Origin of the sequence: Kitasatospora sp. NPDC053057, assembly GCF_044546945.1 — a bacterium.
GTDB lineage: Bacteria > Actinomycetota > Actinomycetes > Streptomycetales > Streptomycetaceae > Kitasatospora.
In genome coordinates, this window is record NZ_JBITZP010000040.1 from 16,643 (window position 1) to 31,653 (window position 15,011).

Here is a 15,011-nt window from a genome sequence, read left to right on the forward strand (position 1 = left end):
CTCGGCTCGGTGCTTCGCAGGCTACGGCCGCCCAACCCGGCCGGGCATGCGCCACTCGGTAGCACTACGCCGTCCGACTTGTCCGGCACGGCCAGCCCGGCCGACGCGACTACCCGCAGGCCCCGCTCCACTACCCTGAGCGCGGGCGTGTCGCCGGTACGGCGGCATGGGTATGGCGGCACCGACGGCGGTCGGGCCGGGCGGGCGAGGGAGCGGGGCCGTACATGGCACAGGACGGGTCACACCACCACGTCGAACACACCACCACCAGACCCCCGACCCCGGTACCCCACCAACGGCCCGGCACCCCCGCGTTCGACCTCGCCGCCTGGGCCACCGCCCCGCGCCCCGAAGCCGGACCGGGCGTCTACCGGCTCGGCTACCGCCGCATCGACCCGGAACGCGCGGAGGCCGCCCAGGTCCCGACCTGGCCGCTGCTGCTGCGGGCGGCGCTCAACGTGGTGGTGGGGTGGCTGGCGTTCGTCTACGGCGTCGAGTTCGCCACGGACGGGACCACCCTCATCGGTGTCCTTCCCTCCCGGTCGGCCTTCGTCGCCACCTCCGTGGTGCTGACCCTGAACGTCCTGGTGCTGGGTGTGGTCATCAAGGTCTTCGGCCGCATGGGCCGCTGGCTCGAGGTCTGGCGCCGCTACGCGGCCCCGCTGCTGTCGCGGACGGTGACGCAGGAGGAGCCCGCCGAGGAGGCCGGCCCGGCGGCGATGGAGGCGGCCCGCAGGCTGGACCCGTGGGACGGGCTGCGCCGTGGCGGGGCGGTCGAGGCGGCGGTGCGGCTGGACGCGGAGCCGGTCGGCGACGTCGACTACGTGCGGATCCAGCGCGCCTGGGAGTCCGCGCAGGCGGACCCGGTGTTCGTGCCCGCCTTCGCCGAGCAGGTGGCCACCCGCGGCGCGGCGGCCTTCGCCCATCCCTCCGAGGCGCGCGAGCTGCCCGGCCGCGCCCGGCGCCACGACCTGCTGCTCGGCCAGGTCTGCCTCGGGGTCGCGCAGGACGTGCCGAAGAACCCGCTGAGCCATCGGGCGGCCGACTTCGCGCTGGACCCGGCGGTGCTGGGCACCTCGCTGCTGGCGGTGGGCCCGGCCGGGACGGGGAAGACCGCGCGGCTGGCTCGGCCGGTGGCCGAGGCGCTGTGCCTGCAGGCGCTGGCGGGCACCGCGTGCGCGGTGGTGGTCGGGGCGGCGGACGCCGACCTCGGCCCGGACGCCTGGTACGACGTGGTGATCGCGCCCGGCGATCCGGCCTCGGTGTACGGGCTGGACCTCTACGGCGCGGCGCAGGACCCGGACGAGGCGGCGGCCCGGCTGGCCGACGCGCTGCTGCCGGACGAGCTGACCGCCCGCGCGGAGAACGCCCGGACGGCGTTGCAGCAGGTGGTGGGCCCGTTCCACGCCGCGTTCGGCCGCTACCCGGGGGTGCGCGAGCTGCGGGCGCTGCTGGGCGGCGAGCCGGATGCGCTGGCGGCGCTGGTGAAGGCGCTCGGCGTGGCCGGCCGGCTGGCCGCGTACGAGCGGGACCTGGAGTACCGGGAGCGGCAGCGCGACCGGGCGGACGATCCGGGGGCGCTGCTGGCCGACCGGCTGGGCCTGCTGGAGCGGCCCGCGTTCGAGGGGGTGTTCGCGACCGACGGCACGGGCCGTCCCCCGTTCGCGATGCGGGTGCTGGACCACCCGCTGCGGGTGCGGGTGAAGCTGCCCGAGCGTAGCCACCCGGAGGCCGCCCGGATGCTGTCCCGGCTGGTGGTGGGGCAGTTCGTGCAGGCGGCCGGGGCCCGCGAGGACCGTTCGCTGTTCGCGGGCCTGGTGGTGGACGACGCCTCGGCGGCGTTGGACGCCAACACCGTCCGCGGCCTGCAGCGGATGCGCGGCGCGAACGCGGGCGCGGTGCTGCTGCTGCGCACCCTGGTGGAACTGCCGGAGGCGCTGCGGGCGCCGCTGTTCGGCGCGGTCGGCTGCCGGATGGCCTTCCCCGGGATCGCGCCCTGGGACGGGCGGCTGTTCTCGGAGGCCTGGGGGACGCACCTGGTGCAGGAGACCGCGGTGACCCACACCCCCGACACCTCCGGTGGGGTGATGCGGCGGGCCGGTCGGATCGGGCGGAAGGCGTTGTCGGGGACGACGGCGCAGACGGAGTCGGTGACGACGCGGGATGTGGAGAGGCTGCGGTGGTCGCCGTCGGATCTGGCGCACGCGTTGCCGGCGGGGCACGCGGTGGTGTCGTTGACGGCGGTGTCGGGGGAGCAGGTGCCGCCCTTGCTGGTCGACTTGCGCGGGTAGTGGGAGGGAAGTCGCCTTCGAGGTGGATTCGGCCGTGCCGGTTGTCCGGGGCGTCCATAATGAAGGGGAGAGACCCTCACTAAGTCCCACTGCCCTCTCCTCGCCCGGCCGCAACGGCGCGGTCAGGTCGACCCCCCGAAGGTGCCATGCCCCCCACACTCGCCTCCGTCGTCCGCAACAGTTCGCTCCACCTGACGGTGCTCGCCGGTGCGGACCACCTGGAGCGGCCGGTCCGCTGGGTGCACACCAGTGAGCTGGACGACCCGACGCCGTTCCTGGAGGGTGGCGAGCTGCTGCTCACCACCGGTATCAAGCTGGGCCGTACGGCGGCGCAGTTGCAGGCGTACGTGCACCGGCTGGCCGATGCCGGGGTGGTGGGGCTGGGGCTGGGGGTGGGGCTGTCGCACACCGAGGTGCCGCAGCCGCTGGTGGAGGCGGCGCAGCAGCGGGGCCTGCCGTTGCTGCGGGTGCCGGAGCCGACGCCGTTCATCGCGATCAGCAAGGTGGTGTCGGCGGCGCTGGCCGCTGAGCAGTACGAGGCGGTGACGACCAGTTTCGAGGCGCAGGAGGAGCTGACCCGGGCGGCGCTCGGGAAGGACGGTACGACGGCCGTGGTGCGTCGGCTGGCGGCCCGGCTGGGGGGCTGGGCGGCGCTGTACGACGGGTCGGGCGCGCTGTCGGTGGTGGCGCCGGACTGGGCGGCGCGCCGGGCGGGGCGGCTGGCGGCGGAGGTGGACCGGCTGCGTCGGCGGCCGGCGCCGTCGAGTGCTGCGCTGCAGGGGCGTTCGCCGGGGATAGACACGGCGGACGAGGACTACGTGGTGGTCCAGTCGCTGGGCGCGGACCGGCGGGCCCGGGGTTTCCTGGCGGTGGGCACCGAGGACCGGATCACGCCGACCGAGCGGTACGTGCTGAACGCGGCGGTGGCGCTGCTGACCCTCACCCTGGAGCGTTCGCGGGAGCTGCGCCAGGCCGAGGAGCGGATGGGCGCGGCGCTGCTGCGGATGGTGCTGGCGGGCGAGGTGGCGACGGCCCGGCAGGTGGCGATGGGGCTGTTCGGCGGGATGCCGGAGGGGACGATACGGGTCCTGGTGGCCGGGGCGGGGCCGAACGCGGACGCCGCGGAGGCGTTGGCGGAGCTGGGGGACCGGGCCGAGCAGGCGGGTTCCCGGGTGGGCGAGAAGCTGCTGGTGGCGCGGGAGGACGGCGCGCACGGGCCGCGGCTGATGGTGCTGGCGCTGGACAACGGCGCGGTGCACCGGGCCTGCCTGGGGGTGGTGGAGGAGCACGAGGGCCTGTCGCTGGGTGTTTCGGCGCCGGCCGCGCTGGAGGAGGCGGGTACGGCGCACGCGCAGGCGGAGCGGGCGCTGGCGGTGGCGTTGCGCGGTGGCCGCAGGTCGGTGGACCACGAGGAGGTCGGCGCGGGTTCGCTGCTGCCGCTGCTCGGGGAGGACGCGGTGACGGCCTTCGCGGAGGGCCTGCTGCGGCCGCTGCGCGAGCACGACCGGACGGCCCGCGGTGACCTGGTGGCCTCGTTGCGGGCGTGGCTGTCGCGGCACGGGCAGTGGGACGCGGCGGCGGCCGACCTGGGGGTGCACCGGCACACGCTGCGCTACCGGATGCGCCGGGTCGAGGAGCTGCTGGGCCGTTCGCTGGACGACACCGACGTGCGGATGGAGCTGTGGCTGGCGCTGCGTTCCGGCGAGGAGTAGGACTCCAGGCTGGACGCGGTGGAGTGGCCCGGGTCTCGAACACTCCTGGTCGGCCAATCCGGTCGGCCGGCCCTCGCACCTACCCTCGGGTTCGGGTCCCACGCCCGTGGGCCGTACGACGACGAGGAGAGGGCCGGTACCACGGTGACCACCACGTACGATTTCTGGCTCGCCGGCCGCCGGGCGAGCGGTGACGCCGACTTCGAGGTGCACAACAGCTGGGACGGCCGTCTGGTCGGCAAGGTCAGCATTCCGACCGAGGCACAGGTCGAGGAGGCGCTGGACGCCGCCGTGGCCGCGCTGCCGGTGTTCGCCGCCACCCCGGCGCACCAGCGGGCCGCCGCCCTGGACCACGTGGCCAAGCGGCTGGCCGAGCGCACCGAGGAGCTCGCCCGGCTGATCACGGCCGAGAACGGCAAGCCGATCAAGTGGGCCCGCGGCGAGGTGGGCCGCGCGGTGTCGGTGTTCCGCTGGGCCGCCGAGGAGGCGCGCCGCACCAACGGCGAGACGATGCGGCTGGACACCGACCCGGGCGGCGTGGGCCGTTTCGCGGTGGTGCGCCGCTTCCCGCGCGGTGTGGTGCTGGGGATCGCCCCGTTCAACTTCCCGCTGAACCTGGTCGCCCACAAGGTCGCCCCGGCGATCGCGGTCGGCGCCCCGATCATCCTCAAGCCGGCCCCGGCGACCCCGCTGTCGGCGATGGTGCTGGGCGAGATCCTGGCCGAGACGGACCTGCCGGTCGGTTCCTGGTCGATCCTGACCGTGCCGAACGACCGGATGCCGGCCCTGGTGCGGGACAGCCGCCTGCCGGTCATCTCCTTCACCGGTTCGGACAAGGTCGGCTACCAGATCATGGACTCGGTGCCGCGCAAGCACACCACCCTGGAGCTGGGCGGCAACGCCGCGGCCGTGGTGCTCGCGGACTGGTCCTCGGAGGCCGACCTGGACTGGGCGGCCACCCGGATCGCGATGTTCGCCAACTACCAGGGCGGCCAGTCCTGCATCTCGGTGCAGCGGGTGATCGCCGACGCGTCGGTGTACGACGCGCTGGTGGAGAAGGTCGTGGCCAAGGTCGGCGCGCAGGTCACCGGTGACCCGAACGAGGACGCGACGGACGTCGGCCCGCTGGTCGACGAGAACGCCGCGAAGCGGGTGGAGTCCTGGGTGGACGACGCGGTCGCCAAGGGCGCCAAGCTGCTCGTCGGCGGGACCCGCGAGGGCGCGACCTACGCCCCGACCGTGCTGGCCGAGCTGCCCGCGGACGCGATCCTGGCCAAGGCCGAGGTGTTCGGCCCGGTGCTGTCGCTGCACCGGGTGGAGGGCGTGGAGGAGGCCTTCGCGGCCGTCAACGACTCGCCGTTCGGCCTGCAGGCGGGCGTGTTCACCCACGACCTGCAGACCGCCTTCCGGGCGCACCGGGAATTGGAGGTCGGCGGTGTGATCATCGGCGACGCGCCCTCCTACCGTGCCGACCAGATGCCGTACGGCGGCGTCAAGGACTCCGGCGTCGGCCGCGAGGGCGTCAAGTACGCGATGGACGACTACACCGTCGAGAAGGTCATGGTCCTCACCGGCCTCGACCTCTGAGAGCTCGACCGACGCGGGGCCCGGTCCGGTGCGGACCGGGCCCCGCGCCGTTCTCAGCCGTCGTGCCCGGCCGCGGCGGCGACCGCCTCGGCGACGGTGGCGTTCCCGGCGACCAGTTCCAGGGTCTGTCCGGCGGTGCCGGGCTCGCGCAGCAGGGCGGCCAGGACGGCGGCCACGTCGGCCCGGTCGACCGCGCCGCGGCCGACGGAGGGGGCGAGGCGGACCAGGCCGGTGCCGGGGCCGTTGGTGAGCGAGCCGGGGCGCAGCACCGTCCAGTCCAGCGTGGTGCGGGAGCGGACGGCGTCGTCGGCGGCGCCCTTGGCCCGCAGATAGGTCTCGAAGACCTCGTCGGCGGGGTGGTGGGCGGCCGCGTCGGCGCCCATCGAGGAGACCATGAGGTAGCGCCGGACCCCGGCGAGTTCGGCGGCGTCGGCGAGCAGGACGGCCGCGTCGCGGTCGACGGTGTTCTTGCGGGCGGCGCCGCTGCCCGGGCCGGCGCCGGCGGCGAAGACCACCGCGTCGGCGTCGGCGAGCAGGGCGGCGAGCTGCGGGGCGGTGGCGGACTCCAGGTCTAGCAGCAGCGGCTCGGCGCCGGCGTCGACGAGGTCCTGGGCCTGTTCGGGGCGGCGGATGATCCCGGCGGGGTGGTCGCCGCGGTCGGCGAGCAGCCGTTCGAGTTTCAGCGCGATCTGTCCGTGGCCCCCGGCGATGACGGTACGCATGGGTTCGACGGTAGTCCGAAGGACGCGGGTCGTCCTGGGGAGTGCCGCGAACAGGACACAATGGGCGCATGACTTCGCTCGCCCACCCGCAGCTGCGTTTCACGCCCACCGTGGCGGACCCTTCCGGCCCCCGGGAGCTGGTGATCCTCGGTTCCACCGGTTCGATCGGCACCCAGGCCATCGACGTCGTGCTCCGCAACCCGGACCGGTTCCAGGTGGTCGCCCTGTCGGCGGCGGGCGGCCGGGTGGAGCTGCTGGCCGAGCAGGCGCTGCAGCTGGGCGTGCACACCGTGGCGGTGGCCGATCCGGCGGCCGAGCCGGCGCTGCGCGAGGCGCTGGCGGCGAAGGCGGCGGGCCGTGCGCTGCCGGCCGTGCTGGCGGGTCCGGACGCGGCGACCGAGCTGGCCGCGATGGAGTGCCACTCGGTGCTGAACGGCATCACCGGCTCGATCGGCCTGCGGCCGACGCTGGCCGCGCTGCGGGCGGGCCGGGTGCTGGTGCTGGCCAACAAGGAATCGCTGATCGTCGGCGGCCCGCTGGTGAAGGCGGTGGCGAAGCCGGGCCAGATCGTGCCGGTGGACTCCGAGCACGCCGCGCTGTACCAGGCGCTGGCGGGCGGCACCCGGGCCGAGGTCCGCAAGCTGGTGGTGACGGCGAGCGGTGGTCCGTTCCGGACCCGGACCCGGGAGCAGCTGGCCGGGGTGACCCCGCAGGACGCGCTGGCGCACCCGACCTGGGCGATGGGCCCGGTCGTCACGATCAACTCGGCCACCCTGGTCAACAAGGGCCTGGAAGTGATCGAGGCGCACCTGCTGTACGACGTGCCGTTCGACCGGATCGAGGTCGTGGTCCATCCGCAGTCGGTGGTGCACTCGATGGTGGAGTTCACCGACGGTTCGACGCTGGCGCAGGCCAGCCCGCCGGACATGCGGATGCCGATCGCGCTGGGCCTGGGCTGGCCGGACCGGGTGCCGGACGCGGCCCCCGGCTGTGACTGGACCAAGGCCGCGACCTGGGAGTTCTTCCCGCTGGACGACGAGGCCTTCCCGGCCGTCGAGCTGGCCCGTGAGGTGGGCACTCTGGGCGGAACGGCTCCGGCGGTGTTCAATGCCGCGAACGAGGAGTGCGTGGAGGCCTTCCTGAAGGGCCGCCTCGCCTTCACCGGAATCGTGGACACTGTTGCCAAGGTCGTGGCCGAGCACGGGACGCCTGACGCGGGAACTTCCCTGACCGTCGAGGACGTCCTGCACGCGGAGGACTGGGCGCGCGCCCGGGCCCGCGAGCTGGCGGCGGGCTGACGGGACCCCGACTCCGGAAGGCGGCGTCGGGCCGCCGGTACCCCGGTACCGGTGGCGCCCGGCGCGGCACGGATCGCAGTACGACGAGACGATGAGCGGAGCGGCATGACGGAGGGCCAGCGGTGGCAACGGTTTTGACGGTGGTCGGCATCCTGGTCTTCGTGGTCGGGCTGCTCATCTCGATCGCCTGGCACGAGTTCGGCCACCTTTCCACGGCCAAGCTGTTCGGCATCCGGGTGCCGCAGTACATGGTCGGCTTCGGCCCGACCATCTGGTCGCGCCGCAAGGGCGAGACCGAGTACGGCATCAAGGCGATCCCCTTCGGCGGGTACATCCGGATGATCGGGATGTTCCCGCCGGGCGAGGACGGGCGGATCACCAAGCGCAGCAGCTCGCCCTGGCGGTCCATGATCGAGGACGCCCGTGAGGCCTCCTACGAGGAGCTCCAGGAGGGCGACGAGGACCGGCTGTTCTACACCCGCAAGCCCTGGAAGCGGGTCATCGTCATGTTCGCCGGGCCGTTCATGAACCTGATCCTGGCGTTCGGGCTGTTCCTGACGGTCATGATGGGCTTCGGCGTCTCCATGGCGGTGCCGACGATCGGCTCGGTCGCCCAGTGCGTCGTCAAGGCCGGCCAGCCCACCGACACCTGCCCCGCCGACGCGCCCAAGACCCCGGCCAACGAGGTGGGCCTGCGCCAGGGCGACAAGGTACTCTCCTTCGACGGCGACCGGATCCGCGACTACGACCAACTGCAGGCGGACATCCGCAAGTCGGCCGGCAAGCAGGTGGAGATCGTGGTGGACCGCGGCGGTCAGCGGCTCACCTTCAAGCCCACCATCGCCGTCAACGACGTGCAGAAGTACGACGGCAACGGCGTGCCGGTGAAGGGCCAGACCGTCCAGGCCGGGTTCCTCGGGTTCACCCCCAGGAGCGAAACCGTCCAGCTCGGTTTCGGGCAGTCGGTCGACCGGATGTACGACATGGCCGAGAACGGGGTGAAGTCGCTGGCCGCACTGCCCGGCAAGATCCCCGGCCTGTGGAACGCCGTCGTGGGCAACGCCCCGCGCGACCCGGACTCCCCGATCGGCATGGTCGGCGCGGCCCGGGTCAGCGGCGAGGTGTTCTCGCTGCACGAGTCGGCCGCCCAGCGGGTCGCGATCTTCGTGAACCTGCTGGCAGGCATCAACCTGTCGCTCTTCCTCTTCAACATGCTGCCGCTGCTGCCGCTGGACGGCGGCCACATCGCCGGCGCGGTCTGGGAGTCGGTCCGGCGCCGGTTCGCACAGCTGTTCCGGCGGCCCGACCCGGGCCCCTTCGACGTCGCCAAGCTGATGCCGGTGGCATACGTCGTGGCCAGCATCTTCATCGGATTCACCCTGCTGGTGATGGTGGCCGACCTGGTGAACCCGGTGAAGATCGGTTAGGGCGTTCGGACACGGCGGGTGTGCTGGGCGCCCGGACCGTGCCGTACCGTGGAGGCCGGGTGCGCGATCGTCCGCGCGCCCGGCCTCGGCCGTCCCAACGGCCGGGCGGTCGACCACACCTCAACCCCGGGGAACCCTGCGCACATGACCGCGATCTCGCTCGGTATTCCGTCCCTGCCGCTCAAGCCGCTGGCCAAGCGCCGCTACTCCCGGCAGATCATGGTCGGCAACGTGCCGGTCGGCGGCGACGCCCCCGTCTCGGTGCAGTCGATGACCACCACGGTCACCTCGGACATCAACGCCACGCTGCAGCAGATCGCCCAGCTCACCGCGTCCGGCTGCCAGATCGTCCGGGTCGCCGTCCCCTCCCAGGACGACGCCGACGCGCTGCCGATCATCGCCAAGAAGTCGCAGATCCCGGTCATCGCCGACATCCACTTCCAGCCGAAGTACGTCTTCGCCGCGATCGACGCCGGCTGTGCGGCCGTGCGCGTCAACCCGGGCAACATCAAGGCCTTCGACGACAAGGTCGGCGAGATCGCCAAGGCCGCCAAGGACGCCGGGGTGCCGATCCGGATCGGCGTCAACGCCGGCTCGCTCGACAAGCGCCTGCTGGAGAAGTACGGCAAGGCCACCCCGGAGGCGCTGGTCGAGTCCGCGCTGTGGGAGTGCTCGCTGTTCGAGGAGCACGACTTCCGCGACATCAAGATCTCGGTCAAGCACAACGACCCGGTCGTGATGATCCAGGCCTACCGTCAGCTCGCCGCCGCCTGCGACTACCCGCTGCACCTGGGCGTCACCGAGGCCGGACCGGCCTTCCAGGGCACCATCAAGTCCGCGGTCGCCTTCGGCGCGCTGCTCGCCGAGGGCATCGGCGACACCATCCGGGTCTCGCTGTCGGCCCCGCCGGCCGAGGAGATCAAGGTCGGCAACCAGATCCTGGAGTCGCTCGGGCTGCGCCAGCGCGGGCTGGAGATCGTCTCCTGCCCGTCCTGCGGCCGCGCCCAGGTCGACGTCTACAAGCTCGCGGAGGAGGTCACCGCCGGGCTGGAGGGCATGGAGGTGCCGCTGCGGGTCGCCGTCATGGGCTGCGTCGTGAACGGGCCGGGCGAGGCGCGGGAGGCCGACCTCGGGGTCGCCTCCGGCAACGGCAAGGGGCAGATCTTCGTCAAGGGGCAGGTGATCAAGACCGTTCCCGAGTCGAAGATCGTCGAGACCCTGATCGAGGAGGCGCTCAAGCTCGCCGAGCAGATGCAGGAGGAGGGCGTAGAGGCCGGTTCGCCCACCGTCGTCGCCGCGGAGTGACCGCCGGGCGGTCACGTCGTGGGTGACCGCCAAGCGGTCCGAACGCAGTGCGGCGAAGTCTTCCGGAAGCGGGGCCGTCCGTTCGCGGACGGCCCCGCGGCCGTAGCCGGGTGGGGCCACGGAGTAGGGTGCGGCCAGAGTCGTCTCAGTGAGGTGCTGTCTCGATGATCGATCGAGGTGTGATGCTCCCCAGCTCCTTCCAGGCCGCCCGGGCGCTGGCCACCACCCGCGTGCTGGAGCCGTCCGACCTCGCGGACGCCCTGGAGATCCTCCACCGCGACCCGGTCGCCAACGCCTTCGTCGCCACCCGGGTCGAGGCCGTCGGGCTGGACCCGTGGCGGCTCGGCGGGGAGATGTGGGGCTGGTACGACAGGCACGGCCTGCTCGACGCCCTGTGCTACGCCGGGGCGAACCTCGTCCTGGTCAACGCCGGGCCGCAGGCCGTCGCGGCCTTCGCCGAGCGGGCCCGACGGCAGGGCCGGCGCTGCTCCTCCATCGTGGGACCGGCCGGATCGACCGCCGCCTTCTGGGCACTGCTGGAACGCAGTTGGGGGCCCGCGCGTGAAGTCCGGGGCCACCAGCCGCTGTTGGCGACCTCCTCGCCGTCCGCGGAGATCGCGCCCGACCCGCTGGTGCGGCGGGTGCGGCCCGGCGAGGTGGAGGCGCTGATGCCCGCGTGCGTGGCGATGTTCACCGAGGAGGTGGGGGTGTCCCCGCTGGCCGGCGACGGTGGACTGCTCTACCAGGCCCGGGTGGCCGAACTCGTCACCACCGGACGGTCGTTCGCGCGGTTCACCGAGGACGGCCAGGTGGTGTTCAAGGCCGAGATCGGGGCCGTGACCGAGGGGGCCTGCCAGATCCAGGGGGTCTGGGTGGCGCCCGAGTACCGGGGGCAGGGGCTCTCCGAGACCGGGATGGCCGCGGTGATGGACGTCGCGCTGCGGGAGGTGGCGCCGGTGGTCTCGCTGTACGTCAACGACTTCAACCTGCGGGCGCGGGCGGCGTATCGGCGGGTGGGGTTCCGTGAGGTCGGGGCGTTCATGAGCGTGCTCTTCTGAGCGCGCGCTCCCGAACGGGCGGCGGCGCGGGGCGGTGTTGTGGCGCGGTTCGCCGGTGTTTCGCCCGTTGTTGGGTTCCGATCTTCGGCCGCGCCACGGGGCGGCTGGTAGTAACGTCCGGAGCATGGATCAGCTGACCGGGGTGACGATCGGGGCCATCGACCTTGCGGCCTGGGCGCCGCAGGCGCTGGAGGTCCAGGCGGTGGCGTTCGGCCTCACCCCCGAGGAGGTCGCGGTACGGCTGCACATCGTCGGACGGCACGCCCTGCAGCCCGGGGTGATCGCGTTCGGGGCGATGAGCGGGGGGCAGCTGGTCGGGTTCGGGTACGGCATGCCGAACCAGCGGGAGCACTGGTGGAGCACGGTCATCGAGCCGTACCTGACCGCCCGGGGGTACGCGGACTGGCTGGACGGCGTGTTCGCGGTCACCGAACTGCACGTGCTGCCGGAGTTCCAGGGGCAGGGAGTGGGCTCGCGGCTGATCCGGCTGCTGTGCGAGGGGTCGGGGCTGGAGCGGAGCATCCTGTCGGCGATCGACGCGGAGACGCCGGCCCGGCGGCTCTACCGGTCGCTGGGGTACCAGGACCTGGCCCGGGCGGTGCAGTTCCCGGCGACGGACCGGCTGTACGCGGTGATGGGTGCGAGGCTGCCGCTGCGGGGGGCCGGGGGCGTCGGCAAGCCTGTTTAGCCAGCCGGCCTGTTCAGTCGGCCGGCCTGTTCGGAGGTGTCCGGCGAGCTCAGAGGTGTCCGGCGAACTCGAGGTGGAGTTCGGCGTCCTGGCGCCGGCCCGCGGTCAGATCGCGCAGGGCGAGGTCGACGGCGCGGAAGAGGGTCCAGCCGCGTAGCCGCTCCCGGTCGACGTCGAGGGCCTCGGCGAGCTGGTGGAGCCGTCGACGGACGGCCGCGGGGGCACCGGGGGAGCCGAGCAGGGTGTCCGCGCGGTCCAGGACGAGCCGGGCCAGGTCGTAGGCGCGCTCGCCAGCCAGCGGGCGGGGGTCGATCGCCAGCCAGGGGGCGCGGTCGGCGGCGAGGACGTTGCCGTGATGGAAGTCGCCGTGCAGCAGGAAGGTCTCGGCGGCGGAGCCGGTCAGCTCCTCGGCCGTGGACAGGGCCTCGTCGACCAGGGGCTTCGCGGCGGCCGCGGCGGGGTCGGCGCGGTGCTCGGCGAGACGGGCGGCGGTGTCCGCGGCCCGGTCGGCGAGGGTGGGCAGGGCGCTCCCGGCGGGCGGGTCCACCCAGAGGCGGTGCAGCAGGCTGGTGGCCTCCAGCATGGCCTTGGACTCGGCGAGCGAGCGCAGCGGGATCTCGCCGTGCAGACGCTCCAGCAGCAGGGCGCCCTCGGCGGGGTCGGCGTCCAGGAGGAGCACGGCCCCTCTGCCGGCCCAGTGGGTGAGGGCGGTGTGCTCGTGGGCGGTCTCGGGGGTGACCAGGCCGGTCTTGAGGACGGCGGGGGAGAGGTCGTCACGGTGGACGTACGCGACCAGGCTGAGGCTGCCGCCCGGGTCCAGGGTGCGTTCGAGGGTGAGGTTCCAGCGGGTCAGGTGGGCGGCGGCCCTGGTGGGGAGGGTGGCCAGCCACTGGCGGCCCGCTTCGCCGTGGGCGGCGGTGACGTTGGTCGTCAGCCAGGTGGGGACGGTGAGGTGGGGTGCTGCTCCCGACATGCCCGGGCCTTCCGGTTAGTGCTTCCCGTTGGGGGTGGCTTGTCCATTGTGGGCGATGTGGGGGGTTGGCGTGGGCGCGAGGGCTTTGCCCCGCGCGCCCACGTGGGTCAGTTCGGGCGGGTGACCGTGGGGGTTGGGAGGGGGTCGGGGATGCCCGGGAAGGGGGTGGTGGGGGCGCCCCAGTGGTGGGCGCGGAGGGTGCAGTCGCGCAGGGCGATGGCGGCGGCTCGGCGGTGGGGGGTGGGGAGGTCGGCGACGAGGTCGGCGTAGACGGTGGTGAGGCGGGTTTCCAGGTGGGCGGCGAGTTTGGTGGCGGTGGGGGCGTCGGTGACGGGGAAGGGGAGCTGGTAGCCGCCGGCGGCGGGGGTGGGGGTGGCGCCGAGGGTGGTGAGGAGGCGCTGCCAGGCGTCGCGTTGGGCTTGGTGGGCGGCGTAGTAGGTGCGGGCGTCGGCGCGCTGTTGGTCTTCGGGCAGGTGGGCGCCGACGACGCCGTAGCCGTAGATGGCGGCGTGTTCGGCGCTCAGGGCCTTCTGGAGGGCCGGCAGTGCCGCTCCGGGGGTGGCGGCGGGGGTCGGGGCGGCGGCGGGGTCGGGCTGGTCGGGCGGGGCGCCGAGGGTGGTGGCATGGAGGGCGCTGGCGGCGGCAACCGAGGCGAGCAGGCGGGCGAGGGGCGGCCGGGCGGCGCCGAGGTCGGCCAGGTGGGACTGGGCGGTCTGGTGTTCCAGGGCGGCCAGGGCGGCGGGGGTGGGGGTGCTGCTCGGGGTCGCGGTCGGGGTGCCGGGCGCCGGGGGGACGGAGGCGGCCGGTACGCCGTAGGCGAGGGCGGCGCGGTGCTGGGCGGTCTCGGCGCGGAGGGGTTGGAGGAGGGCGGTCTGGGCGCCGGGGGTGGCGAGGAGGGTGTCGTAGGCCGACAGCAGGGTGTCGGTGGCGGCGATGGCGCGCAGCCGGACCGGGTTGTCCGGGTCGGGGCCGGGGCCCTTGTTGCCGGGCATCACGTCGCCGTTGGGGTCGACGTCCGTTCCGCCGGTGGTGCAGGCGCTGGTGAGGGTGATCAACCCGAGGGCCAGGAAGGTCCGTCGGCTGGGCGGCTGCATCGGGGGCGCTCCGGGGCGGGTACGGGAGGGCGGCCTCCCCTGCCTGCCCTCGGTGGCCCGATCTTCGCAGAATCCCCACGATTGCGGGGGTCCCGTGCGGTGGGCGGGCCGGTGTGAGCTTGCTCGCAGTGGATGGCGTCCGGCTGGTCCGGGGAGGTCCGGAATCGGTGGTTCGCGGCTTCACCGGCTAGGCTTTGGGCCGAGCTGCCGTGACCCGGAGTGCGCCCGAGGGGCGCGGAGGGCGCGGGGGCGACCTCTGACAACAGCAGACGCGGCCGAGGAGTCCACCCGGATGAGCACCACCCACACCGACCGGCTGCGCGCGTTGCTGGAGCCGCTGGCCGTCCAGGCCGGACTGGACCTGGAGGACGTCAAGGTCACCAAGGCGGGCAACCGCCGGCAGGTGCAGATCGACGTCGACACCGACGGCGGCGTGGACATGGACGCCATCGCCGAGTTCAGCCGGGTGGTCGGCGAGGCCCTGGACGCCTCGGACGTCATGGGGGACGAGCCCTACCTGCTGGAGGTCGGTTCGCCGGGTGCGGAGCGGCCGCTGGTGCTGCCCCGGCACTGGCAGCGGGCGGAGGGCCGGCTCGCCAAGATCCACCTGGTCGACGGCGGGGAGATCGTTGCCCGGGTGCTGGAGGCGGACGAGGACGGCGCGCTGGTCGAGGTGCAGCCGGTGAAGGGGCGCGGCCGCCCGAAGGAGCGCCGTCTGGAGTACGTCGAGGTGGCGCGGGCCCGGGTCCAGGTCGAGTTCAACCGCAAGGACGACGAGCAGCTCCTGGACGAGGCCGCCGACTTCGACGAGGGGGACGACGGCGCCGAGTGAGCCGGCCGCCGTACGACCATCATG

General features: G+C 73.7%; 12 protein-coding genes. 9 read left to right on the forward strand and 3 right to left on the reverse strand.

What is annotated here, in order from left to right; all coding sequences use genetic code 11:
• The first annotated feature begins 224 nt into the window (after positions 1 to 224).
• From ACIG5E_RS31110 to ACIG5E_RS31120, 3 genes are all read left to right on the forward strand, one after another.
• Positions 225 to 2,291, forward strand: a complete 2,067-nt coding sequence (locus ACIG5E_RS31110; protein ID WP_396539059.1) for an ATP-binding protein — start codon at positions 225 to 227, stop codon at positions 2,289 to 2,291.
• A 146-nt stretch (positions 2,292 to 2,437) separates the two neighbouring features.
• Positions 2,438 to 4,003 (forward strand): PucR family transcriptional regulator, encoded by a 1,566-nt coding sequence (locus ACIG5E_RS31115; RefSeq protein ID WP_396539061.1) that lies wholly within the window; start codon positions 2,438 to 2,440, stop codon positions 4,001 to 4,003.
• Between the two features lie 144 nt (positions 4,004 to 4,147).
• A complete protein-coding gene (locus ACIG5E_RS31120; protein WP_396539063.1) occupies positions 4,148 to 5,590 on the forward strand; it encodes an aldehyde dehydrogenase family protein in 1,443 nt (480 codons plus the stop codon).
• 53 nt (positions 5,591 to 5,643) lie between these two features.
• Here the strand turns inward: ACIG5E_RS31120 and ACIG5E_RS31125 are convergent, their stop codons facing one another.
• Positions 5,644 to 6,312 carry an NAD(P)H-binding protein gene (locus ACIG5E_RS31125; protein WP_396539065.1) on the reverse strand — a complete coding sequence of 223 codons (669 nt, stop codon included), beginning with the start codon at positions 6,310 to 6,312 and terminating at the stop codon, positions 5,644 to 5,646.
• A 68-nt stretch (positions 6,313 to 6,380) separates the two neighbouring features.
• Here ACIG5E_RS31125 and dxr point away from each other — a divergent pair, with 68 nt between their 5' ends.
• The 5 genes from dxr to ACIG5E_RS31150 all read left to right on the forward strand — a co-directional run bounded on the left by dxr (position 6,381) and on the right by ACIG5E_RS31150 (position 12,088).
• Positions 6,381 to 7,610, forward strand: a complete 1,230-nt coding sequence (gene dxr, locus ACIG5E_RS31130; protein WP_396539067.1) for a 1-deoxy-D-xylulose-5-phosphate reductoisomerase — start codon at positions 6,381 to 6,383, stop codon at positions 7,608 to 7,610.
• A 122-nt stretch (positions 7,611 to 7,732) separates the two neighbouring features.
• Positions 7,733 to 9,037: a M50 family metallopeptidase gene (locus ACIG5E_RS31135; RefSeq protein WP_396539069.1), complete on the forward strand. Its 1,305-nt coding sequence runs from the start codon at positions 7,733 to 7,735 to the stop codon at positions 9,035 to 9,037.
• A 144-nt stretch (positions 9,038 to 9,181) separates the two neighbouring features.
• Positions 9,182 to 10,342 (forward strand): flavodoxin-dependent (E)-4-hydroxy-3-methylbut-2-enyl-diphosphate synthase, encoded by a 1,161-nt coding sequence (gene ispG, locus ACIG5E_RS31140; RefSeq protein WP_030290407.1) that lies wholly within the window; start codon positions 9,182 to 9,184, stop codon positions 10,340 to 10,342.
• A 182-nt stretch (positions 10,343 to 10,524) separates the two neighbouring features.
• Positions 10,525 to 11,400 (forward strand): GNAT family N-acetyltransferase, encoded by an 876-nt coding sequence (locus ACIG5E_RS31145; RefSeq protein ID WP_396539131.1) that lies wholly within the window; start codon positions 10,525 to 10,527, stop codon positions 11,398 to 11,400.
• A gap of 124 nt (positions 11,401 to 11,524) precedes the next feature.
• Complete coding sequence (locus ACIG5E_RS31150) at positions 11,525 to 12,088, forward strand: GNAT family N-acetyltransferase (protein ID WP_396539071.1); 564 nt, start codon at positions 11,525 to 11,527, stop codon at positions 12,086 to 12,088.
• Between the two features lie 49 nt (positions 12,089 to 12,137).
• On the opposite strand, the gene ACIG5E_RS31155 is transcribed toward ACIG5E_RS31150, so the two are convergent.
• Both ACIG5E_RS31155 and ACIG5E_RS31160 read right to left on the reverse strand, forming a co-directional pair.
• Entirely contained in the window at positions 12,138 to 13,061 is a 924-nt protein-coding gene (locus tag ACIG5E_RS31155; protein WP_396539073.1) for an aminoglycoside phosphotransferase family protein, read from the reverse strand.
• Between the two features lie 107 nt (positions 13,062 to 13,168).
• Positions 13,169 to 14,155, reverse strand: coding sequence for a DUF4439 domain-containing protein (locus ACIG5E_RS31160; protein WP_396539075.1), 987 nt, complete (start codon positions 14,153 to 14,155; stop codon positions 13,169 to 13,171).
• 292 nt (positions 14,156 to 14,447) lie between these two features.
• On the opposite strand from ACIG5E_RS31160, the gene rimP reads away from it, so the two are divergent.
• Positions 14,448 to 14,987, forward strand: coding sequence for a ribosome maturation factor RimP (gene rimP / locus ACIG5E_RS31165; RefSeq protein ID WP_396539077.1), 540 nt, complete (start codon positions 14,448 to 14,450; stop codon positions 14,985 to 14,987).
• Positions 14,988 to 15,011 lie beyond the last annotated feature (24 nt).

Coding starts and splice junctions, on each gene's coding strand:
- ACIG5E_RS31155 (WP_396539073.1), bottom strand. CDS start 13,061: ATGTCGGGAGCAGCACCCCACCTCACCGTCCCCACCTGGCTGACGACC.
- ACIG5E_RS31125 (WP_396539065.1), bottom strand. CDS start 6,312: ATGCGTACCGTCATCGCCGGGGGCCACGGACAGATCGCGCTGAAACTC.
- ACIG5E_RS31110 (WP_396539059.1), top strand. CDS start 225: ATGGCACAGGACGGGTCACACCACCACGTCGAACACACCACCACCAGA.
- ACIG5E_RS31150 (WP_396539071.1), top strand. CDS start 11,525: ATGGATCAGCTGACCGGGGTGACGATCGGGGCCATCGACCTTGCGGCC.
- dxr (WP_396539067.1), top strand. CDS start 6,381: ATGACTTCGCTCGCCCACCCGCAGCTGCGTTTCACGCCCACCGTGGCG.
- ACIG5E_RS31145 (WP_396539131.1), top strand. CDS start 10,525: ATGCTCCCCAGCTCCTTCCAGGCCGCCCGGGCGCTGGCCACCACCCGC.
- ispG (WP_030290407.1), top strand. CDS start 9,182: ATGACCGCGATCTCGCTCGGTATTCCGTCCCTGCCGCTCAAGCCGCTG.
- ACIG5E_RS31160 (WP_396539075.1), bottom strand. CDS start 14,155: ATGCAGCCGCCCAGCCGACGGACCTTCCTGGCCCTCGGGTTGATCACC.
- ACIG5E_RS31115 (WP_396539061.1), top strand. CDS start 2,438: ATGCCCCCCACACTCGCCTCCGTCGTCCGCAACAGTTCGCTCCACCTG.
- rimP (WP_396539077.1), top strand. CDS start 14,448: ATGAGCACCACCCACACCGACCGGCTGCGCGCGTTGCTGGAGCCGCTG.